At 64.8% G+C, this 20,313-nt stretch carries 19 protein-coding genes; 15 read left to right on the forward strand and 4 right to left on the reverse strand.

The features are described 5' to 3' along the window. From H2052_RS01870 to H2052_RS01925, 12 genes are all read left to right on the forward strand, one after another. A complete protein-coding gene (locus tag H2052_RS01870; RefSeq protein ID WP_293777289.1) occupies window positions 1-1,491 on the forward strand; it encodes an acyl-CoA ligase (AMP-forming), exosortase A system-associated in 1,491 nt (496 codons plus the stop codon). Continuing rightward, window positions 1,488-2,717, forward strand: coding sequence for a pyridoxal-dependent decarboxylase, exosortase A system-associated (locus tag H2052_RS01875; RefSeq protein ID WP_293777292.1), 1,230 nt, complete (start codon window positions 1,488-1,490; stop codon window positions 2,715-2,717). Before H2052_RS01870 ends, H2052_RS01875 begins: the two co-directional genes overlap by 4 nt. A 165-nt stretch (window positions 2,718-2,882) precedes the next feature. Beyond that, window positions 2,883-3,521, forward strand: a complete 639-nt coding sequence (locus H2052_RS01880; RefSeq protein ID WP_293777295.1) for an XrtA/PEP-CTERM system exopolysaccharide export protein — start codon at window positions 2,883-2,885, stop codon at window positions 3,519-3,521. A gap of 95 nt (window positions 3,522-3,616) precedes the next feature. Then, window positions 3,617-5,137: an XrtA system polysaccharide chain length determinant gene (locus tag H2052_RS01885; RefSeq protein ID WP_293777298.1), complete on the forward strand. Its 1,521-nt coding sequence runs from the start codon at window positions 3,617-3,619 to the stop codon at window positions 5,135-5,137. A 38-nt stretch (window positions 5,138-5,175) separates the two neighbouring features. Then, window positions 5,176-6,159, forward strand: coding sequence for an XrtA-associated tyrosine autokinase (locus H2052_RS01890; protein ID WP_293777301.1), 984 nt, complete (start codon window positions 5,176-5,178; stop codon window positions 6,157-6,159). Window positions 6,160-6,238: 79 nt separating this feature from the next. Further along, complete coding sequence (locus H2052_RS01895; protein WP_293777303.1) at window positions 6,239-7,852, forward strand: hypothetical protein; 1,614 nt, start codon at window positions 6,239-6,241, stop codon at window positions 7,850-7,852. Window positions 7,853-7,923: 71 nt separating this feature from the next. Beyond that, the gene (locus H2052_RS01900; protein ID WP_293777305.1) at window positions 7,924-9,003 is read left to right on the forward strand and encodes an XrtA/PEP-CTERM system-associated ATPase; all 1,080 of its coding nucleotides are present in this window, start codon (window positions 7,924-7,926) and stop codon (window positions 9,001-9,003) included. Further along, window positions 9,000-9,878, forward strand: a complete 879-nt coding sequence (locus tag H2052_RS01905; RefSeq protein WP_293777307.1) for an XrtA system polysaccharide deacetylase — start codon at window positions 9,000-9,002, stop codon at window positions 9,876-9,878. The genes H2052_RS01900 and H2052_RS01905 overlap by 4 nt, the downstream gene beginning before the upstream one ends. Next, a complete protein-coding gene (locus H2052_RS01910; RefSeq protein ID WP_293777309.1) occupies window positions 9,875-10,927 on the forward strand; it encodes a FemAB family XrtA/PEP-CTERM system-associated protein in 1,053 nt (350 codons plus the stop codon). The genes H2052_RS01905 and H2052_RS01910 overlap by 4 nt, the downstream gene beginning before the upstream one ends. 4 nt (window positions 10,928-10,931) lie before the next feature. Next, a complete protein-coding gene (locus H2052_RS01915) occupies window positions 10,932-12,164 on the forward strand; it encodes a TIGR03087 family PEP-CTERM/XrtA system glycosyltransferase (protein WP_293777312.1) in 1,233 nt (410 codons plus the stop codon). Further along, window positions 12,161-13,696 (forward strand): exosortase A, encoded by a 1,536-nt coding sequence (xrtA, locus tag H2052_RS01920; protein ID WP_293777315.1) that lies wholly within the window; start codon window positions 12,161-12,163, stop codon window positions 13,694-13,696. The genes H2052_RS01915 and xrtA overlap by 4 nt, the downstream gene beginning before the upstream one ends. 3 nt (window positions 13,697-13,699) lie before the next feature. Further along, window positions 13,700-15,619 (forward strand): XrtA/PEP-CTERM system amidotransferase, encoded by a 1,920-nt coding sequence (locus H2052_RS01925; RefSeq protein WP_293777318.1) that lies wholly within the window; start codon window positions 13,700-13,702, stop codon window positions 15,617-15,619. A 4-nt stretch (window positions 15,620-15,623) separates the two neighbouring features. Here the strand turns inward: H2052_RS01925 and H2052_RS01930 are convergent, their stop codons facing one another. From H2052_RS01930 to fmt, 3 genes are all read right to left on the reverse strand, one after another. After that, window positions 15,624-15,986: a hypothetical protein gene (locus tag H2052_RS01930; protein WP_293777320.1), complete on the reverse strand. Its 363-nt coding sequence runs from the start codon at window positions 15,984-15,986 to the stop codon at window positions 15,624-15,626. A gap of 231 nt (window positions 15,987-16,217) precedes the next feature. Continuing rightward, window positions 16,218-16,958, reverse strand: coding sequence for a tRNA pseudouridine(38-40) synthase TruA (gene truA / locus H2052_RS01935; protein ID WP_293777322.1), 741 nt, complete (start codon window positions 16,956-16,958; stop codon window positions 16,218-16,220). Beyond that, window positions 16,958-17,860 carry a methionyl-tRNA formyltransferase gene (gene fmt, locus H2052_RS01940; protein WP_293777324.1) on the reverse strand — a complete coding sequence of 301 codons (903 nt, stop codon included), beginning with the start codon at window positions 17,858-17,860 and terminating at the stop codon, window positions 16,958-16,960. The genes truA and fmt overlap by 1 nt, the downstream gene beginning before the upstream one ends. Before the next feature lie 68 nt (window positions 17,861-17,928). On the opposite strand from fmt, the gene recR reads away from it, so the two are divergent. The 3 genes from recR to H2052_RS01955 all read left to right on the forward strand — a co-directional run bounded on the left by recR (window position 17,929) and on the right by H2052_RS01955 (window position 19,535). Beyond that, window positions 17,929-18,525 (forward strand): recombination mediator RecR, encoded by a 597-nt coding sequence (recR, locus tag H2052_RS01945; protein ID WP_293777326.1) that lies wholly within the window; start codon window positions 17,929-17,931, stop codon window positions 18,523-18,525. A 69-nt stretch (window positions 18,526-18,594) separates the two neighbouring features. Next, window positions 18,595-19,140, forward strand: coding sequence for a peptide deformylase (gene def, locus H2052_RS01950; RefSeq protein ID WP_293777328.1), 546 nt, complete (start codon window positions 18,595-18,597; stop codon window positions 19,138-19,140). Beyond that, entirely contained in the window at window positions 19,140-19,535 is a 396-nt protein-coding gene (locus H2052_RS01955; protein ID WP_293777330.1) for a DUF983 domain-containing protein, read from the forward strand. The genes def and H2052_RS01955 overlap by 1 nt, the downstream gene beginning before the upstream one ends. A gap of 15 nt (window positions 19,536-19,550) precedes the next feature. On the opposite strand, the gene H2052_RS01960 is transcribed toward H2052_RS01955, so the two are convergent. Continuing rightward, window positions 19,551-20,243, reverse strand: a complete 693-nt coding sequence (locus H2052_RS01960) for a hypothetical protein (protein ID WP_293777333.1) — start codon at window positions 20,241-20,243, stop codon at window positions 19,551-19,553. Window positions 20,244-20,313: the final 70 nt, after the last annotated feature.

Raw genomic sequence — 20,313 nt, forward strand, 5'->3', positions numbered from 1 at the left:
ATGCGGGTCGATGCGCTTCATCTTGGCCACGACGGCGCGCGCCCTGCGCTTGTCGAGGGTGCACACACCACGACCTACGCCGAACTCGAGGCGCTCGTCAGCCGGATGGCGAGCGGGCTTGCCGCAATCGGCGTGCGCCCGGGCGACCGGGTGGCGGTATGGCTCAGCAAGACCACAGGTAACATCGCCGCGCTGCTCGGCGCGATGCGCGCGGGCGCGATCGCGATTCCGGTCAATCCCGTGCTGAAGGCGCCGCAGGTCGAACACATCCTTACCGACAGCGGTGCGTCGGCGCTGCTGACCAACAATGCGCGTGCCGAAACACTGCGCAATACGCCGCGCACGTGCCGCGTGCTACGTGCGGAAAAGGACTGGGGGGCGCTGATGACGGGCGCGCCAGTGACTGTGGATCGCGCGCCGGACGATCTTGCCGCGATTCTCTACACGTCGGGCAGCACCGGGCGCCCCAAGGGCGTGATGCTCTCGCACGCGAATCTTGCGCTGGGTGCGGAGAGCGTTTCGGAATATCTCGACATCGGGCCGGAGGATCGCATCCTGTGCGTGCTGCCTCTCGCGTTCGACTACGGCCTCAACCAGGTGCTGACAGCGCTGAGGCAGGGCGGGGCGGCTATCCTGCTCGACTATCTGCTCCCCCGCGATGTCGTGAAGGCGGTCGTCCGCCACAAGGCGACGGGCCTTGCAGGTGTGCCGCCGCTGTGGATGCAGCTTGCCGAAGTGGACTGGCCCGCCGAGGCGCGCGGTCTGCGCTACATCACCAATTCCGGCGGGCGGATGCCTGCGGCCCTCACCAAACGGCTGCGCGAGTTGCTGCCGAACACGAAAATATACCTGATGTACGGCCTCACCGAGGCGTTCCGCTCGACGTACCTCGATCCGGCGCTCGTCGACACGCGCCCGGATTCGATCGGGCGGGCGATCCCGCGCGCGGAGCTTCACGTCCTGCGCGCCGATGGCACGCCTGCGATGGCCGGCGAGCCGGGCGAGCTTGTCCATGCCGGGCCCCTCGTCGCGAAGGGCTACTGGAACGATCCCGAGCGGACCGCGGTGCGCTTTCGTCCAGCGCCCGCGTTTTTCGCGCATTCGGGTATGGCCGTGTGGTCGGGTGACACGGTGATGCGAGACGACGAAGGCCTGCTCTATTTCGTCGGCCGCGACGACGAGATGATGAAGATTTCGGGCAACCGCGTGAGCCCCACCGAGGTTGAGGAGGCGATCTTTGCGACCGGTGCGGTGAGCGCGGTCGCGGTGTTCGGCGTGGCGGACGATCGGCTCGGGCAGGCGATCGTGGCCGTCGGTGTGCGGGCCGCCGGGCTCGGCGAGATGGAAGCGGAGGCGCTTGCGCGGCGGGAGCTTGCGGGGCTAGTGCCTGCCTACATGGTGCCGCGCCACTTCATCTGGGAGACCGAGCTGCCGCGCAATCCGAACGGCAAGATCGACCGTGCCGTGCTGCGCGCAAGGCACGTCCAGTGAGCCGCGATCACCGGATCCACCCGCTGTTCCGCGAGAAGGACGGCGAACTCGCGATCGCAGGCCGGACAGTGAGCGAGTGGGTTTCGGCCGCGGGCGGGCGCACGCCGCTGTTCGTTTACGACCGTGCGGTGATCGCCGCGAAAATCGCGGACCTGCGCGCCGCGCTGCCCGCAGAGGTTGGCATTCACTACGCGATGAAGGCGAATCCGATGCCCGCGCTCGTCGCGTGGATGGCGGGGCAGGTGGACGGGCTCGATGTCGCCTCGGCGGGCGAGCTGCGCGTCGCGCTCGCGGCAGGCGGCGAACCGGTGCACATCAGCTTCGCGGGACCGGGCAAGCGCGACTTCGAGCTTGAGCTGGCGGTCGGTGCGGGGGTGACGCTCAACATCGAATCCGCGCGGGAGTTCGCGCGCGCTGCTGCGATCGGTCAGCGGCTCGGAAAACAGGTGCGCGCCGCCGTGCGCGTCAATCCGCCGTTCGACCTCAAGGCCTCCGGGATGCGTATGGGCGGCGGGGCGAAGCCGTTTGGCGTCGATGCTGACAAGGTGCCGGCGCTGCTCGCCGAAATCGCGGCGGAAGGTGCGGATTTTTGTGGGTTTCACGTATTCGCCGGGTCGCAGAACCTCTCTGCGGAGGCGATCATCGACGCGCAGGGGAAGACGCTCGATCTGGTGGCCGACCTTGCGGAGCACGCGGCCGTGCCGCCGCCGCTCGTCAATCTCGGCGGCGGCTTCGGCCTGCCGTATTTTCCGGGCGATCAGCCGCTCGATCTCGCCGCCGTGGGGCGCGCGCTCGGCAATACGCTTGCGGCGCGCGATCCCATCCTGACGGAAACACGGTTCGTCGTGGAACTCGGGCGTTATCTGGTCGGCGAAAGTGGCGTCTATCTGACACGCGCCATCGACCGGAAGATGAGCCAGGACGAGGTCTTCATCATTACCGACGGCGGCCTGCACCATCAGCTGGCGGCCAGCGGCAACTTCGGAACGGTCATCCGGCGCAACTATCCCCTTGCAAACGCAAGCCGTTTCGGTGCGCCGGACGCCGAAAGCCTCAACGTTGTCGGGTGCCTCTGCACGCCGCTCGACAGACTCGGCGACAAGGTCATGCTTCCTGCCACCGAGGTTGGTGACGTCATTGCGGTTTTCATGGCAGGCGCCTATGGCCTTACCGCTAGCCCGACAGCCTTCCTGAGCCACGACCCTCCCGCCGAAATGCTTGCATAAATTGCAAAATTTGCTATTGGAAAGGCAGGGAAACGAACGATGCCGTAACCTTTAGGCGGTATCGGTTCAGGGGCGGAAAGGCGGCCAGCCGGCACGCATAGGGCGTGTCGGCCTGATTTTGTCTCCCGCGGACGCGGGGGCGTTTGAAGAGGGGACTCATCTCAGATGGCGAAATCTTTTAATGTGGTCGTTCCGGCCCTGGCGGTAGCCCTTGCGCTGTCCGCCTGCGCTTCGAACAGCGGGCTGCCGACCTTGCCGCCCGCGCAATTCCAGGCCTCCGAGGATGGCCCTGGCGCCGAGTACGTCGTCGGCCCGCTCGATTCCCTCAGCATCTTCGTGTGGCGTAACCCGGAGCTGTCGACATCGGTGACGGTGCGTCCTGACGGCCGCTTCACGACGCCGCTGATCGAGGACATGGTGGCGACGGGCAAGACGCCCTCGGCGCTCGCCCGCGAAGTCGAGCAGAAGCTCGCGACCTACATTCAGGAACCGATCGTTTCGGTGATCGTGAACAACTTCAACGGACCGCTTTCGCAGCAGGTCCGCGTCGTTGGCGAAGCGGCGCGCCCGCAGGCGATTCCGTTCCGTTCGAACATGACGCTGCTCGACGTGATGATCGCAGTCGGTGGTCTGACCGAATATGCCGCCGGCGACAGCGCACGCCTGATCCGCTACGACAAGGCGAGCAACACGCAGAAGGAATATGCGGTCAAGATCGAAAGCCTGCTGAAAGGCGGCAAGACGAACGCGAACATCGCCGTGCAGCCCGGTGACGTCATCATCATCCCGGAAAGCTTTTTCTAAGCTTTCCGGAATAGGTACGGAGATCGGCCCCAGGCCATTCATCCTTGTCAGGCAGGCGGTCCGCGAAAGCCATGAATTCGATCCAGGAAGAAGTGATGACGACCCTTTACGGGGTCTGGCGCAAACGCTGGTACGGGCTTGCGCTGATGTGGGCCGTTTGCCTCATCGGCTGGGTGTTCGTGGCGACGATTCCCAACACCTATGAATCGCAAGCGCGCGTTTATGTCGACTGGGCATCGCTGATCCCCGAAAAACTGGGCTATCAGGGGACCAACCTGCTTCGGCAAGTGGACGTGGTTCGGCGCACGCTGACGTCGCGCGTGAACATGGAGAAGGTCGTTCGCCGCACCGAACTCGATGTCGGTCTCGACAGCGATCAGGAGCTGGACGAGCTCATCACGCGGATGACGAACAACATCTCCGTGCAGAGCCAGCAGGCTGACCTGTTCACCATTGTCTACAAGTCGGATGACCCCTCGCGCAGCAACGCCCAGAACGCCAATCTCGCGCGGCGCGTCGTCGACAATCTCATCCAGATCTTCATGGAAGAGAATGTCGCGTCAGACCGTGACGACATCAACGAGGCGATCCGCTTCTTCGAGGATCAGCTCGCCGAGCGTGAGCGTCAGCTCGAGGAGGCGGAGCGTCGCAAGGCGGAGTTCGAGGAGAAATACCTCGGAATGCTCCCGGGCGAGGGGAACATCTCGACGCGCCTGGCGCAGTCGCGCAACAATCTGGACAATGTCGAGATCGAGCTTGCCCAGGCGCGGAACTCGCTTCAGGCCTTGCAGCGCCAGATCGGAGGCACGCCTTCAACGATCAATGCGCCGTCGTTCGTGATCGAAGGGGCCTCGATGGGCTCCAGCCCGACGCAGCAGCAGATCGCGGCGCTGGGTCGCAGCCTCAGCGACATGTATGCGCGCGGCTGGACCGATCAGCACCCTGACGTGATCGCCACGAAGGCGCAGGTCCGCCGTCTCGAACAGCAGGCTGCGCGCGAGGCGAAAGACCCTGCGCTCCGCCAGCAGGCGGCGCAGGCGAATCCGGTCTACGTCAACCTCAGAAGCATGGTTTTCGAACGCCAGTCCGCCGTTGCAGCGCTGGAAGCGCGGCGTGCGCAGCTGCAGAACGCGATCTCCCAGATGTCGTCACGGCAGGTCCAGCAGCCCGGCATCGTTGCCGAGCAGGCCAAGCTGAACCGTGATTACGAGGTGCTGCAATCGCAGTACAATCAGCTGCTCAAATCGCGCGAGGAAATCCGCCTTCGCAGCGACGTCGAGACCAAGACGCAGCAGGTGAAGTTCCGCGTCGTCGATCCGCCCTCGCAGCCGCGTGAGCCGATCGCGCCGAACCGTCCGCTCTACCTCAGCCTGGTGCTGCTGGTCGGTCTCGGTGCGGGCGCTGCGCTCTCGTTCCTGCTGAGCCAGCTGCACACGACCTACATCACGGCGGCACAGCTCGAAAAGCGCTTCGACTATCCGGTGCTGGGTTCGGTCACGGAGATCGTTTCGGACAACCAGCGCGCCCAGAACAGGGTGTGGCTGTGGGGGTTCGGCGTGCTCAGCCTTGGGCTCATCGTGATCTATCTTGCACTGCTGCTGTATGAACTCGTTTAACGCCCTGGCCCTGGCTGTGTGCGCGGAAGGTAATGACGATGAGTGAAGAGAAACCGTCCGGAACGCCGCGCGCCTCGCTGCTTGAGCGGGCCGCCGGACGGCTTGATCAGGGTGTGGCTGCGAAGCCCGCGACGCCGCGTTCCACAGTAACGCCGGCTGCGGCAGCGGCTCCTGCGCCGCGCGCGCCTGCACCGGCAGCGCCTGCGGCGGCGGCGATTGCCCCGCAGCCGCAATTCGCCACGCCGGAAACACCAGTGGTGCACCTGCCGGCGGACGACGGCAATCGCACCAGCCGCCGCGGCGTTATCGATCTCGCTGAACTCCGCGATCTTGGCTACGTGGTGCCTGACGCGCCCGCAACGGCCACCGCCGAAGAGTTCCGCATCGTGAAGCGGCAACTCCTCATCAACGCCATGGCACGCGGCGAGAACGCAATCCGCAACGGCAATCTCATCCTCGTGTGCTCGGCTCAGCCGAATGAAGGCAAGACGTTCTGCGCGACCAATCTTGCACTTTCGATCGCTTCGGAGCGGGATCTCACCGTTCTGCTCGTCGATGCCGACTTCGCAAAGCCCGAGATTCTCTCGACGCTCGGCCTTGAAGGCGGCAAAGGGCTCGTCGATGTGATCGCCGATCCGTCACTCGACCTCTCGGACTGCCTGATCCGCACCAACATCGAAAATCTCTCGGTACTGCCGGCCGGACGCCAGCATAACCTGACGACCGAGCTGCTCGCGTCTGAACGCATGGGCGACATGGTCGAGGAAATCGCCAAGCGCTACAGCGACCGCATCGTGATCTTCGATTCCCCGCCGGCGCTCGCGTCTTCCGCGGCTTCGGTGCTTGCCATGCACGTGGGTCAGGTGATGTTCGTGGTCGAAGCCGAAAACACGCGCGAGACCGAGCTTCGCGACGGTCTTTCGATGATGAATGGCTGTGAGCACGTTCAGATGCTTCTCAACAAGGTGCGCTATGCCGGTGTCGGCAGGCGCTTTGGCACCTATTACGGCTATGGAAGCTGATATGGGCACAACAATGAGCGGTGGGGGCCGGGAGGCAGGACGCTGCCGGACGCTGGCAGCGACAGGCGTGGTCGTATCCATGCTGACGGCGATGGTGCCGTCGTCCGCATACGCCGACGTTGAGGTCAATCCGTTCGTATCGCTCCGGCAGGTCCTGTCGGATGGCTCGGACCGCGATGCGCGGGGATGGCTGGAAGCCGGTGCGGGCTTTGCCGCTCTGCTCAATACCAACCGCGTCGATGGCAACATCAGTTATCGCTATACGCGGCGGTTCGAGGAATTCGGGAATATCAGCCAGAAAGATCGTCATAACGCGAACGCCAACGTGCGCGCGGAGCTGATTGACGATTTCCTTCTGCTCAACGCCGGAGGCACGGCGTCGCAATACGCGACCGACGTGCGCGGCTTCAACGCGATCAACCCCGACGACGAGAGCGGCAACCAGACGCAAATCTTCTCGGGCTATGTCGAGCCGAGCATTCAGCAGCGGATCGGCGACCTCGCAACGTTCCAGGGCCGCTATCGCCTGGGCGCCGTTTCCGCTGACTCGCCGCGCGAGGGGCTTAGCAACCCCGGCAGTATCGGCCTTGATCCCAGCGACGGTATCGGATCACGGCTGAGTGATTCCATTTCGCAAACAGCGAGCGTGACGCTTGCATCCACGCGCGCGACCAACACCATCAACTGGTCGCTGAATGCGCAGGGCACGCACGAGGACGTCGATCAGCTCAACCAGAAATACCGTGGCTACAGCGCGGGCGGCGAACTCAGTTTCCGCCTGTCTCGCAAGCTCGAGCTTATTGGCAGCGGTGGCTACGAAGATATTGAAAATACTCAGGACTCCATTCTTTTCGATGAAGAGACAGGGCTGCCCGTTCTTGATGAGGATGGGCAATTCCAGGTCGATCCGACGATGCCGCGCCGCTCAGCCTATGACTTCAGCGGCGCTTACTGGAATGCGGGGTTCCGCTACACGCCGTCTCGCCGGACGTCGTTCGAATTCCGGGCCGGTGAACGTTATGGCTCCGCAAACTTTTTCCTCGATTTCAATCACCGCTCGCGCGGGGGCTTGAACGTTCGCGCCAATTTCCAGCAGACGCTGAACAGCTTCAGTCGTCTGCTGACGCAGTCCTTCAACGGCATTCCGTATAATGTGGTGCGTGTGGGGGGGCTTGATCAGCTCGGCGTTCCGTTCTGCGTCATCGGTGTCGATCCGGATTCGGAGGATGGCGGCTGCCTCGGCGGCTTCACGCAGTCGCTGACCCCCGCGACCTTCAAATCGGATCGTGGGCTGCTCATGGTTTCTCGCAAGCTTGAGGCGCTGACCTGGTCGGCGACGGTCTACTACGACAAGCGGCGTTATGTGGATTCGCAGCAGTTGCAGGCGCCGACCGAGATGGAGCTTCCCACCGGTCTCTTCGGCAATGATGTGTCCTTCGGCACGCGCGGTCGTGTTGTGCTCCGTCTTGGCGAACTTCAATCCCTCGGCTTTGATGCACTGCTGGCTCGCAATAGCTATGCGCTCTCGGCCCAGCGCAAGGACACGCAGTTCACGCTCGGCACGCAGTATTCGCGCCGCCTGAGCAAGAATCTGCGGGGCAATGCCTCGCTTTACGGGACGCACCGCATCACGGAATCACGCCGGGATTCGTCAACCTTCACGGCATCCGTGGGCGTGAGATACAATTTCTGACGGCGGATTGACTGAAACGTCACGACTTCGAGTTAAGCTGAGGGGCGTTTTCGAGGAACACAGGCAAAAGCATGTACACCGAGTTCTATAATCTGAACGGACGCCCGTTCCAGTTGACGCCTGATCCGCGCTTCTACGTCGATACGCAGACGCACCGAAAGGCGATGGCCTACCTCACCTATGGCCTTGGCCAGGGCGAGGGCTTCATCATCATCACCGGCGATGTCGGCGCGGGCAAGACGACGCTTGTCGGCCGTCTGCTGCAGACCATCGACCGCTCGAAGCTGGTCGTCGCCAACATCGTCACTTCGCTCGTCGATGCCGACAACCTTTTGAAGATGATCGCGACGGGCCTTGGTATCAACGCCGAGAACCTTGATGTCGCAACGCTGCTCACGCGCATCGAGAATTTCCTGCGCGTGCAGCACCAGCAGGGCCGCCGCGTGCTGCTGATCGTCGACGAGGCGCAGAACCTGCCGATCGGCTCGCTCGAACAGTTGCGAATGCTCTCCAACTTCAGCGCGGGCGCGCAGCCGCTCAGCCAGACGATCCTGCTCGGGCAGCCGGAATTCCGCGAAAAACTCGCCAGTTCCTCCGAGCTTGAACAGCTTCGCCAACGTGTGATCGCCTCGCACCATCTGGAGCCGATGCGCCGCGACGAAATTCCGGCCTATGTCGAGAACCGGCTGGCGCTGTGCGGCTGGGCCGGGGATCCGGCCTTCACCGAGGATGCTTATGACGCGCTTTTCGACTATTCGGGCGGCGTCCCGCGCAAGCTGAACAATCTGTGCGCGCGCGTTCTGCTGTTCGGTGCGCTTGAAGAAAAGCACGAGATCGACGAATCGATCGTGCGCGAAGTGACCGACGACCTGCAGCGCGACAATGCACCCCGAGACCGCGAAAAGATCATCCAGCCGAACAGCGGTTCGCTCGCCGCCGTGCCTCCGGCGCAGCAAATGCAGCCCGTGGTCGCGATGGGTGGCGGCGCTGCCGGAGCGCTCGACGATCGTTTGCTCGCGCGTATTGATCGCCTTGAACATTATGCTTCAGAAAACGACCGTAATCTTCGGCAAGTGCTTCGGATTCTTTCCGATCTCGTCGAACAGAACGAGGTCGAGCGCGGCCCGTACGGCGTCAGCCGAAGCGCATGAGCTGCGCGGTGGCGAACCGCGGCGTCTGCAATGCGATGTCGGTCGACGTGGAAGAGCACTTTCAGGTCGGCGCGTTTGAAACGACCATCCGCCGCGAGGATTGGCCGCACTGGGATAGCCGCGTGGTCCGCAATACCGAACGCGCGCTCCAGCTCTTCGCCGACAAGGGTGTCTCGGCGACGTTCTTCACGCTCGGCTGGGTCGCGGAGCGTGAGCCGGCGCTGATGCGCCGTATCGTCGAGAACGGTCACGAGATCGCCAACCACGGCTACGCACACGACCGGGTGCACACATTCACGCCGGAGAGCTTCCGCGCCGACATCCGCAAGGCGCGCGCGCTGATCGAAGATGCCGCAGGTGCCGAGGTGAAGGGCTACCGCGCGCCGAGTTTCTCGATCGGCAGCGGCAACCGCTGGGCGCTCGAGGTGCTCGCCGAAGAGGGGTACGCGTACAGTTCTTCGGTCGCGCCGATCCGTCACGATCATTACGGCTGGCCGGAAGCGCCGCGCTTCCCGCACCGGCCGGTTGCGGGGTCCGACATGATCGAGGTGCCGGTGACGACGGTGGAATATGCTGGTCGCCGCATGGCGTGCGGAGGCGGCGGCTTTTTCCGTCTGCTGCCTTACGGTCTTTCCGAATGGGCGATCGACCGTGTGAACCGCGTCGAGGGCGAAGCCACGGTGTTCTACTTCCACCCGTGGGAGATCGACCCTGAGCAGCCCGTGGTGCCGGGCGCGCCGCTCAAATCGCGTATCCGCCATTATACCAACCTTGACGTGATGGAGGCCAAGCTCGCGCGCCTGCTGGACCGGTTCCGCTGGGACCGCATGGACCGCGTATTCCTCGGCCGCGAGACGCTGAAGGCGGCGGCATGAACGCGGAAAGCCCGATCGCGCCGACCGTGACGGAAATCGACCTCGACGATGCCGGGGCGGCCGAGGCGTTCGACGCCGCTGCTCTTAAGCATCCGGGCGCGACGCCGTTTCACCGCGCGGCATGGGGCAGGGCGATCCGCGACGCGCTTGGGCACACGCCGCACTACCTGATGGCCGGGGATGCGGTGCTGCCGCTGATCGCGCTCAAATCCGGTCTGTTCGGCTCCGCGCTGATCTCGAATGCCTTTGCCGTGCGGGGCGGGCCACTCGCGGGCGATCCGCGCGCGCTTGCGGCGCTCGACAAGGCGGCGTGGGCGATCGCCGAGGCTGCAGGCATCGGCGTGCTCGAATATCGCGGCACCGAGGCGCTGCATCCGGACTGGGCGGTGAAGACGGAGACCTACGCGAACTTCGCGCGTCCGCTCGAGGCCGACAGCGAGGCGAACCTGAAAGCGATCCCGAGGAAGCAGCGCGCCGAAGTGCGCCGCTCGCTGACGATGGACCTTAGTGTGCGCGTGGCGTCTGACGCCAAGGCGCTTAAGGACCATTTCGCCGTCTATTCGGAAAGCGTCCGCAACCTCGGCACGCCGGTGTTTCCGGCGCGGCTGTTTGCCGAGATTATCCGTCATTTCGGTGCGGATGCGGACATTCTTACCGTCTACCATCAGGATGAGCCTGTCGCTTCCGTGCTGTCGCTCTACGACGCGGAGACGGTCTATCCCTATTACGGCGGCGGGACGGCGGCGGCGCGAGCGCTGCGTGCCAACGATCACATGTACTGGATGCTGATGGAGCACGCCGTGGCGCGCGGACGGCGGGCATTCGATTTCGGGCGTTCGAAGTACGATACCGGTGCGTTCGCCTTCAAGAAGAACTGGGGCTTCGAGCCGCAACCGCTCGTCTACGAATACCGGCTGGCAGAAGGGCGCACGATGCCTGACGTCAATCCGAACAACCCCAAATACAAGCTGATGACCGAGGTGTGGAGCCGCCTGCCGCTGTGGCTTGCGAACCGGATGGGGCCGCTCGTCTCGCGGTCGCTGGGCTAGAGCGATGGGCGACCTTCTGTTCCTTGCACACCGCATTCCCTATCCGCCCGACAAGGGCGACAAGATCCGGTCGTGGAATATCCTGAAATACATCGCTGAGCGCGCGCCCGTGCATCTCGGGGCGTTCGTCGACGATCCCGAGGACATGAAGCACGCCGATTTCCTGGCGAGCGTCTGCAAGTCCGTGAAGCTGATCCCGCTGGACCCCAAGGACAGGCTGAAGCGCGCATGGGCGGGCTGGCGCAAGGGCGAGGCGCTCAGCATCGCGCTGTTCGACGACCGTGCCATGAAGCGCTGGGTGTGGGACCGCGTAAAGCAACACAACATCGACCGCATGTTCGTGTTTTCGAGCCAGATGGCCCCCTATGCGCTCGGGCATACGTCGCAGGGCCGCCGCACGGTGATGGACTTTGTCGATATCGATTCAGACAAGTTCGCGCAGTACGCGAAGGAGAGCCGTTGGCCGAAATCCTGGCTCTATGCGCGTGAGGCGAAGCTGCTGCAGGCATTCGAGAAGCAGGTGGCACGTCATGTCGACGTCAGCCTGTTCGTTTCGGAGGCTGAAACCGCGATGTTCAAGCGCATCGCCGGTTCCTACGCGCACACGGTCGACACGCTGCACAACGGCGTCGACCTTGCCTATTTCTCGCCCAATGCGGATTTCGCGCCGCTCGGCGAAGAGGCCGGGCCGAAACTCGTGTTCACGGGCGCGATGGATTACCGGCCTAATGTCGATGCCGTCTACTGGTTCGCCGACGTCATCCTGCCGCTTGTCCGCAAGCGTTATCCGCAAGCGCGGTTCTTCATCGTGGGCGGCAAGCCGATGTCTGAGGTGCAGGCGCTCGCCGGCCGCGAAGGCATTGTCGTGACCGGCCGCGTGCCCGATGTCCGGCCCTATGTCGCGGCCGCCGACGTGACGGTGGCGCCTGTCCGCATCGCGCGCGGCGTGCAAAACAAGGTGCTGGAAGCGATGGCGATGGCGCGGCCCGTGGTGGCCACCGAGGCGGCTTGGTCCGGCATCGATGCCGAGCCGGAACGCGATCTCCTCGTGCGCGACAACGCGGCAGCCTTCGCTGCTGGTGTTTGCGCCGTGCTGGACGACCCGGCGCTCGGCGCGCGCCTTGCCGAAAACGGACGGCGGCAAGTCGAAAGCCGCTACGCCTGGCCGGCGCAGCTCGGGAAGCTCGACGCGTGGCTCGGGCTCGGCGCGGCAGACTCGAAAGTGGAAGCGGCATGAACGATATGAGCGAGTTCGAAGCCCGGACGGGTGCGACCGGGAAGGGCTGGCGCCCGGCGATCATCGCGTGGGTGGCGGTAGCGGCGGCGATCCTGCTGCTGCTTCGCAACGATGTCGCGCACATCTTCGACCTCTGGTGGAACACCGATACGTTCGGGCACTGCCTGCTGATCCCGCCGATCCTTGGCTACCTGGTTTGGCAGCGTCGCTGCGAACTTTCCGCACTGACGCCGAAGCCCTGGTATCCGGCGGCGATCCTGATGGTGATCGGCGGCGCGGGCTGGCTGGTGGGCGAGGCGTCAGGCGTCGCTTTGCTGCGCCATATGGCGGTCGTCGGGCTGCTCATCGTCAGCGTTCCGCTCGTATTCGGGCTCACAGTGTCGCGCGGCCTTGCGTTCGTGCTGTTCTTCGCGTTGTTCATGATCCCGGCCGGCGAGCAGCTCGTGCCGATCCTGCAGACGGTCACGGCGGCGATCTGCATCAAGCTGCTCGAATGGTCGGGCATTCCCGCCTTCATCGACGGCGTGTTCATCGCCATCCCCAACGGCAATTTCGAGGTCGCTGAGGCATGCTCTGGCGTGCGCTTCCTGATCGCGATGATCGCATTCAGCGTGCTTGTCGCGAACCTCTGCTTCAAGAGCTGGACGCGGCGCATCCTGTTCGTTCTCTCGGCAATCGCGCTGTCGATCCTTGCGAACGGCATCCGCGCCTTCGGCACGATCTACATCTCGCACCTGACGACGCCGGGCTTCGCGGCGGGCGTCGATCATATCATCTACGGCTGGATATTTTTCGCGATCGTGATGTTCCTGCTGGTCGCTATCGGCTGGCGCTTCTTCGACCGCCCAGTTGACGATCCGGCGTTCGATCCGGCGCGGCTGCAGCCTGCGCCACCGGCACCGTCCGCGCCACGCGCGGCCGTTGTTGCGGCGGCGCTTGGCATTGCCGCGATGGCGGCGGGCCCCGTCTACGGCCTCGTCGTCGCGAACCGTGCACCTGATACCCAGACTGCCGCGGTCGTGCTTCCCGACGTGCCGGGCTGGCAGCGCATCGAAGGGCAGCCGGATTGGCAGCCGCATTACAAAGGCATTTCCGCCGAAGCCATCGCGCGCTACGTCGATGGGGAGGGCCAGCCGATCGACCTCTACATCGGCGTGTTCGACCGGCAGACCGAGGACGGCGAGCTCATCGGCTACAAGCAGGGCCTGCTTCCGCCCGAGACCGAATGGTCGTGGGCGCGCAATGAAAAGGGGCCGGCGAACGGCCGCGCGCAGCAGATCAAGAACGGCAGCACGGTGCGCGACAACTGGCAGTTCTTCCTTGTGAACGGCAAACTGACCGGAAGCGACTACGTGGCCAAGATCGAGGGGCTGAAGTCGCGGCTGCTCGGCGGTGAGACGATGGCGGGCACGCTCGTCATATCCGCCGATCGGCGTGACGAACTGGTGAGCGCCATGCCGGCGATCGAACGCTTTGCGGCGGCGCTCGGACCGGTCGATACCGCGATCGAGACCGCCACGGTGGAGCGCTAGGCCATGTGCGGCATCGCCGGATATTTCGATCAACGCGAGCATCGCACGATCCCGGAGCCGGTGCTGCGCGCCATGACCGATGTGATCGCGCACCGTGGTCCCGATGGCAGCGGCTTTTACCGCGCCCCGGGTGTGGGGCTCGGCCATCGGCGGCTCTCGATCATCGACATCGCGGGCGGCGTGCAGCCGATGCCGAGCGCGGACGGCAAGATCCAGATCACCTTCAACGGCGAAATCTATAATTTTCGCGAGGTGCGGAAGGAACTGCAGGCGCTCGGCCACACGTTCAGGCGCGACAGCGACACCGAGGTGATCATCGAGGCGTGGCGCGCATGGGGCGAGGCCTGCGTTGACAAGCTGCGCGGCATGTTCGTTTTCGCGATCTGGGACGAGACCGCACGTACGCTGTTCCTCGCGCGGGACCGGCTCGGCGTGAAGCCGCTCTATTATGCCGATCTCGGTGATGGACGGTTCATCTTCGGATCGGAGATGAAGGTGCTGCTGATGTGGCCGGGGCTGTCCCGCGCCATCGATCCGCGCGCGATCGAGGACTATTTCGCTTACGGCTACGTGCCAGACGACAAGTGCCTGCTCGGCGCGGTGAAGAAGCTTCCCGCCGGGCATACGCTGACGCTGCGCTGGGGCAACGCGGCGCCCGCACGCCCGCGCCGCTATTGGGACATTGCGTTCGACGGCCGCGTGAAGGGCTCGCCCGAGGCGCTGGCCGAGGAACTCACCGCGCGGATGCGCGAGGCGGTGGCGCTGCGGCTGGTCGCGGACGTGCCGGTGGGCGCGTTCCTTTCGGGCGGCGTCGATTCAAGCGCGGTCGTCGCGCTGATGGCGGGGCTGATCGATACGCCGGTCAACAGCTGCTCGATCGGCTTCGACGATCCGGCTTACGACGAGACAGGCCACGCCGAAGCGATTGCCAAGCGTTACGCGACGCACCACCGCGCGCGAACGGTCACGACTGACGATTACGGCCTCATCGACACGCTTGTGCGTGCCTTTGACGAGCCGTTTGCTGACGCCTCCGCGCTGCCGACCTACCGCGTCAGCGAACTCGCGCGCGAGACCGTGACGGTAGCGCTTTCAGGGGACGGCGCCGATGAGGCGATGGCGGGCTATCGCCGCTACCGGCTCTACATGAACGAGGAGCGGGTGCGCGGGGCGCTTTCGCCGGGGTTGCGCCAGACCGTCTTCGGGCGGCTCGGCCGGGCCTGGCCGAAGCTCGACTGGGCGCCGCGCGTGCTGCGCGCGAAATCGACATTCGAGGCCATCGCGATGGACAGCGCCGAGGCCTATTTCCACGCCGTGAGCGTGACGCCGGACCGCATGCGCTCCCGCCTGTTCTCGGATGCGCTGAAACGTGAGATCGGCGGCTACTGGGCAGGAACGCTCTACACGGACACGATGCGGAACGCGCCCGCCGACGACATGCTCGGCCGCGCGCAGTACGCCGACATGATGATCTGGCTGCCCGGCGATATTCTCACCAAGGTGGACCGCACCAGCATGGCCGTGAGCCTGGAGGCGCGTGAGCCGCTTCTCGACCACGAGCTCGTCGGCTGGATGGCCGGATTGCCGAGTGACTTCCGTCTGCACGGCGGAGAGGGCAAGTGGCTGCTGAAGAAGGCGATGGAGCCCTATCTGCCCAAGGACATCCTTTACCGGCGCAAGATGGGCTTTTCGGTGCCGATCGATCGCTGGTTCCGCGGCGCGCTCGCCGATCGTGTCGCCGCGCTCGCCAGCGGTTCCCATGTCGCCGGCAGCGGCTGGTTCGACATGAACTATTTTGCGGCCTGCGCCGCGGCACATCGCAGCGGCCGCGCGGATCACAGCCGGCTCTTGTGGCAGATGCTGATGCTGGAAGGTTCGCTTGCCGCGCTCACCGCCACGCCGGCGGCAGCGCTCGCAGCCTGATGGTTTACTGAGCCGGCGCTGCGGGTACGTCGGCCGAAGCTTCGACAGTCTCGGCTTCCGCAGGCTGTGTAGCCGCTTCCGGTGCCGTGCCGCTCTTCGCCGAAGCGACCGCGCTTGAATGCGCGCGCGCGATATCGGCGGCTGCATCGGTCTGGCGGACCTTCACGGTCTTCAGCATCGGGGCCGGGCGCGTCTGATCCCGCTCCGACATCAGAGGGGTCATCGTGCTGGCATAGATCGAGCTGTCACGCAGCGCGTGATAGGTGAGCAGAAGCCCGATTCCGGCAAAGAGAATGACTCCGGCGAGCCAGAGCAGAATCGTGTTACGCGCGGCTGTGTGCCGTTCCGTGCGGACGTGTGACGCCATTTTCAACCCTTCATCCGGCGGCTGCCATGGCTCCGTTTTCGAAGCTGCGACAGGCGCCACCGGTTTCTTTCCCTAAGACTTAGGACTTGAGAGTTTGTTACTCTTCAATTTCTGGCGGAACAAATGCATGGACTGTGCCAAAATGGGAAAAATGCGTATTTCAAGGGTGTTACGTCAGAGCTCGTGACAGAACCGGAATAAAGCGTGCGAAAACGTAAAGGATTTCGACACTTACCCGTAATGAGCGGCAGCGAAAAAAAGACCATCGGGTGGGGCGTTGAGCCCAAGCGCCGTGCGATCTGCCGCGTCGAGGGCATGGCGAAGATCGTCCGCGCTCCAGCTGCCGTCGCCGATCAGTTTCAGGCAGCCGACCATCGAGCGAACCTGATGATGGAGGAACGAGCGGGCGGCGGCGTGAATCGCAATTCGGTCGCCGCTTCGAACGACCTCAAGGCGATCGAGTGTCTTCACCGGGCTCGTGGACTGACAGTGCACTGAACGGAAGGTCGTGAAGTCGTGGCGCCCGACGAGGATTTGCGCGGCCTCATGCATCGCGTCTGCATCGAGCGGGCGCGCGACGTGCCACGCAAGGCCGGACTGCCACGTGAGCGGCGCGCGGCGGTTTATGATGTCGTAGCGGTAGCGGCGGCCCGTGCAGTCGAAACGGGCGTGGAAATCGGGCGCGGCGGGTTCGCAGGCTACGACCGCGACCGGGGCAGGGCGGAGGTGCGCGTTCAGCGCCTCCTGCAGCCGGAACGCGGCGAGTGGCTTGCCGATGTCGACATGCGCGACCTGGCCTTCGGCGTGGACGCCCGCGTCGGTGCGGCCGCAGCCGTAGACGATGGTTTCCGCCTGTGTCACGGCGAAGACCGCCTGCTCCAGCGTCTGCTGCACGCTGGGGCCATTGTCCTGACGCTGCCAGCCCACGAAGGGTCGGCCGTCGTATTCGATGGTCAGCTTGAAACGCTGCATCAGCCGAGCCGTGTGCCCGCCGGAACCGGGAATCCGCGCAGCACCTCGGCGACGTCCATCGCGCGCTTGCCGGGGCGCTGAACGAGCGTGGGGCGGATCGCGCCGGTGCCGCAGGCGATGGTGAGCTGGTCGTCGATGGTGACGCCGGGTTCGCCGCTGGCATCCGTCACATCGCAGGCGAGGATGCGCAGGCGTTCCTGCCCAAGCAGCGTGAAGGCGCCGGGGGCGGGGTTGAAGGCGCGGACGGCGCGTTCGACCTCGATGGCGCTCTGGGTGAAATCGAGCGCGGATTCGGCCTTGTCGACCTTGTGCGCGTAGGTGACGCCTTCGGCGGGCTGGGCCTTGGCAACCAGCGTATCGCGGGAGAGCGCTTCAACGATCAGCTTCGCGCCCATCGCGGCCAGTTCGTCGGTCAGCGCTCCGGCGGTCTTGGCGTCCACGGGCGTTTCTGCGGTGAGCAGCATCGGGCCGGTATCGAGGCCGCGTTCCATCTGCATGATGGTGACGCCCGTCACCGCATCCCCAGCAAGGATCGCGCGCTGGATCGGCGCGGCGCCGCGCCAGCGCGGAAGAAGCGACGCATGGATGTTGAGGCACCCACGACGCGGCGCATCCAGAATCGCTTGCGGCAGGATGAGCCCGTACGCCGCGACCACGGCAACATCCGCGCCGAGCGCCGCGAAGGCCTCCCGATCCGCCTCGTCCTTGAAGTTCACCGGAAAGCGCACGGGCAGCCCCAGCCGCTCCGCCGCCTGCTGCACCACCGACGCCTGCGGCTGCTTGCCGCGCTGCGCGGGGCGCGGCGGCTGCGTGTAGACGGCGGCGACATCGTGCCCCGCAGCAACAAGCGCCTCGAGCGCCGGCACCGCGAAGGCCGGGGTTCCCATGAAGACAATCCGCATCCCCGATCCGCTAGCCGCCGCGCGGGGCACTTGCAAGACGCCCGCGCACGCCGATAGATGGGCACCGTATGTCGTCCCCCGAAATCGACGCGCTCAGCCAAGCGCTCTCCCGGCTTCCCGGTCTCGGCCCCCGCTCGGCCCGCCGCGCGGTGCTGCACCTGCTGAAACGCCGCGAAATCGCGCTGAAACCGCTGATCGCGGCGCTGCAATCGGTGGAGGAAAACCTCGCCACCTGCGCCATCTGCGGCAATGTGGACACGGCGAACCCCTGCGGCGTTTGCACCGATCCGCGCCGCGACGCGAAGCTGCTGTGCGTGGTGGAGGAAGTGGCGGACCTGTGGGCGATGGACCGCGCGCGGCTGTTTCCGGGCCGCTTTCACGTACTCGGTGGGCGTCTCTCCGCGCTCGAAGGCGTCGGGCCGGGCGACCTCAGCATCGCGCCGCTGATGGCGCGCGTGAACGCGGGCGGCATCGAGGAGGTCGTGCTCGCGATGAACGCCACGATGGAAGGCGCGACGACGATGCACTACCTCGCCGAGCGGCTGGCGGACTGCGGCGTTTCGGTGACGCAGCTCGCGCACGGCGTGCCGGTGGGCGGGGAGCTGGACTATCTCGACGAAGGCACGATCGCGCAGGCGCTGCGCGCGCGGCGGCCGATCGGGTAGCGCACCCCGCGCCCGCGTGTGACACTCCGGCATCTTGACCCCGCGCACCCGCATACCTAGCTAGCATTCATGGCCATTCTACCCATTCTCGAGGCGCCGGACGCGCGGCTGCGGCAGATTTCCGAGCCCGTGGAGCGCGTGGACGACGACCTCCGCCGCCTGATGGACGACATGCTGGAGACGATGTACGAAGCGCCCGGCATCGGCCTTGCCGCCATTCAGGTGGGCGTGGCGAAGCGCGTGCTGGTGATCGACCTGCAGGAACCGGCCGAGGGCGCGGAAGACGTGCCGGCGAACCGCGTGAAAAAGCCGCTCTATTTCGTGAACCCGGAAATCACGTGGGAATCCGAGGAGCTGGCGACCTATAACGAGGGCTGCCTTTCGGTGCCCGAGCAATATGCGGACGTAGACCGCCCCGCGCGCATCCGCGCCACGTGGCTGGATTATGAAGGCAAGGCGCATGACGAAGAAATCGACGGCCTGCTCGCCACCTGCCTGCAGCACGAAATGGACCACCTCGAAGGCATCCTCTTCGTGGACCATCTTTCCAAGCTGAAGCGCGACATGCTCCTGAAAAAGCTTGCGAAGCTCCGCAAGGGTGCGAAGGCCGCCTGATGACCATTGAAACCGCTGAAGACGCAAACCGGAGCTTCCGGACCTTCCTGCCGCGCGCGCTCGCGGGCAAATGCCCGGCCTGTGGCGAGGCGAAACTGTTCCGCAGCTTCCTGAAACCCGTGGACGACTGCCCCAAATGCGGCGTGGCATGGCACCACCACCAGGCCGATGACTTCCCGCCTTACATCGTCATCCTCCTGCTCGGCCACATCCTCGTGCCGACGATGTACGAGGTGAACGCGGCGTTTGACGTGCCCTACGAATGGCAGATCCCGATCTGGATCACCCTCACCGCCGTGCTCGCGCTCGCGATGCTGCAACCCGTGAAGGGCGCGGTGATCGGGTATCAATGGGCCAAGCGGCTGCACGGGTTTGGGGATGAGGTGGCGGAGTAGAGGACGGCTGTCCCGTCAAAGCCTGAAACAACGTTTGCGATTTTCAGCTACGACGAGGAATGACGCTGTGCCATCACCAGACGACAATAGGGCAACGGGCTCCATAAAAGTGAAGCCGTAGCGACCGCGTGAAATCCTCGCTTTTAGGCAACTGTCCCCACTGGTGAGCCTTTTTGCGAAGGCCTGCGTCGTGGAGACGGAAATGTGAGCGCCGCGTTCCGTCGACAATCGGAGTTCCGGAAAGATACGGGACTCTCTGCGCCCCCCATACCCCGGCCGTGAGATGTTCTCGACAAAGTAAGTGGCCTGCTTCTCCGTGCGCCGGTTGTTGAGATCGTGCAGGTAGCCAAACTGGTGCGCCAGAAAGAGGCTGAAGCTGAAGACGATTATTGCCCAGACGAACGCCTGACGGCGCCGCGAACGAAGAAGAAACAGCGTGCTGAGCGCCGCAAACAGCGGAAACTTGAGCGTCGCGACCTTCATTGGCGGGGCAACGACCATAGGCGATCCTGAGACAACCCAAATCAGGCTGGAGGCGGCGAACATCAAACCGCTCGCCACAAGCACCAGCACGACTGGCCCGACAAAGCGTGATGGCAGGGCTGGCACCAATGCTGGTTTCGGCCTGTAATCAATGTCACCCGTCCAGCGGCGACTGTCGATCGGCCCAGGTCCTTTGCTCATTTCGCCAACATGGGCGCCGGACAATTAAGATGATGCTTAAAGTGGCTGAGCGCACGCCCCCGCACCCTCTCCAACTTCGCCTAGCCGGCTCGCC

Source organism: Sphingosinicella sp., assembly GCF_013911755.1.
Classification (GTDB): Bacteria; Pseudomonadota; Alphaproteobacteria; order Sphingomonadales; family Sphingomonadaceae; genus Sphingosinicella.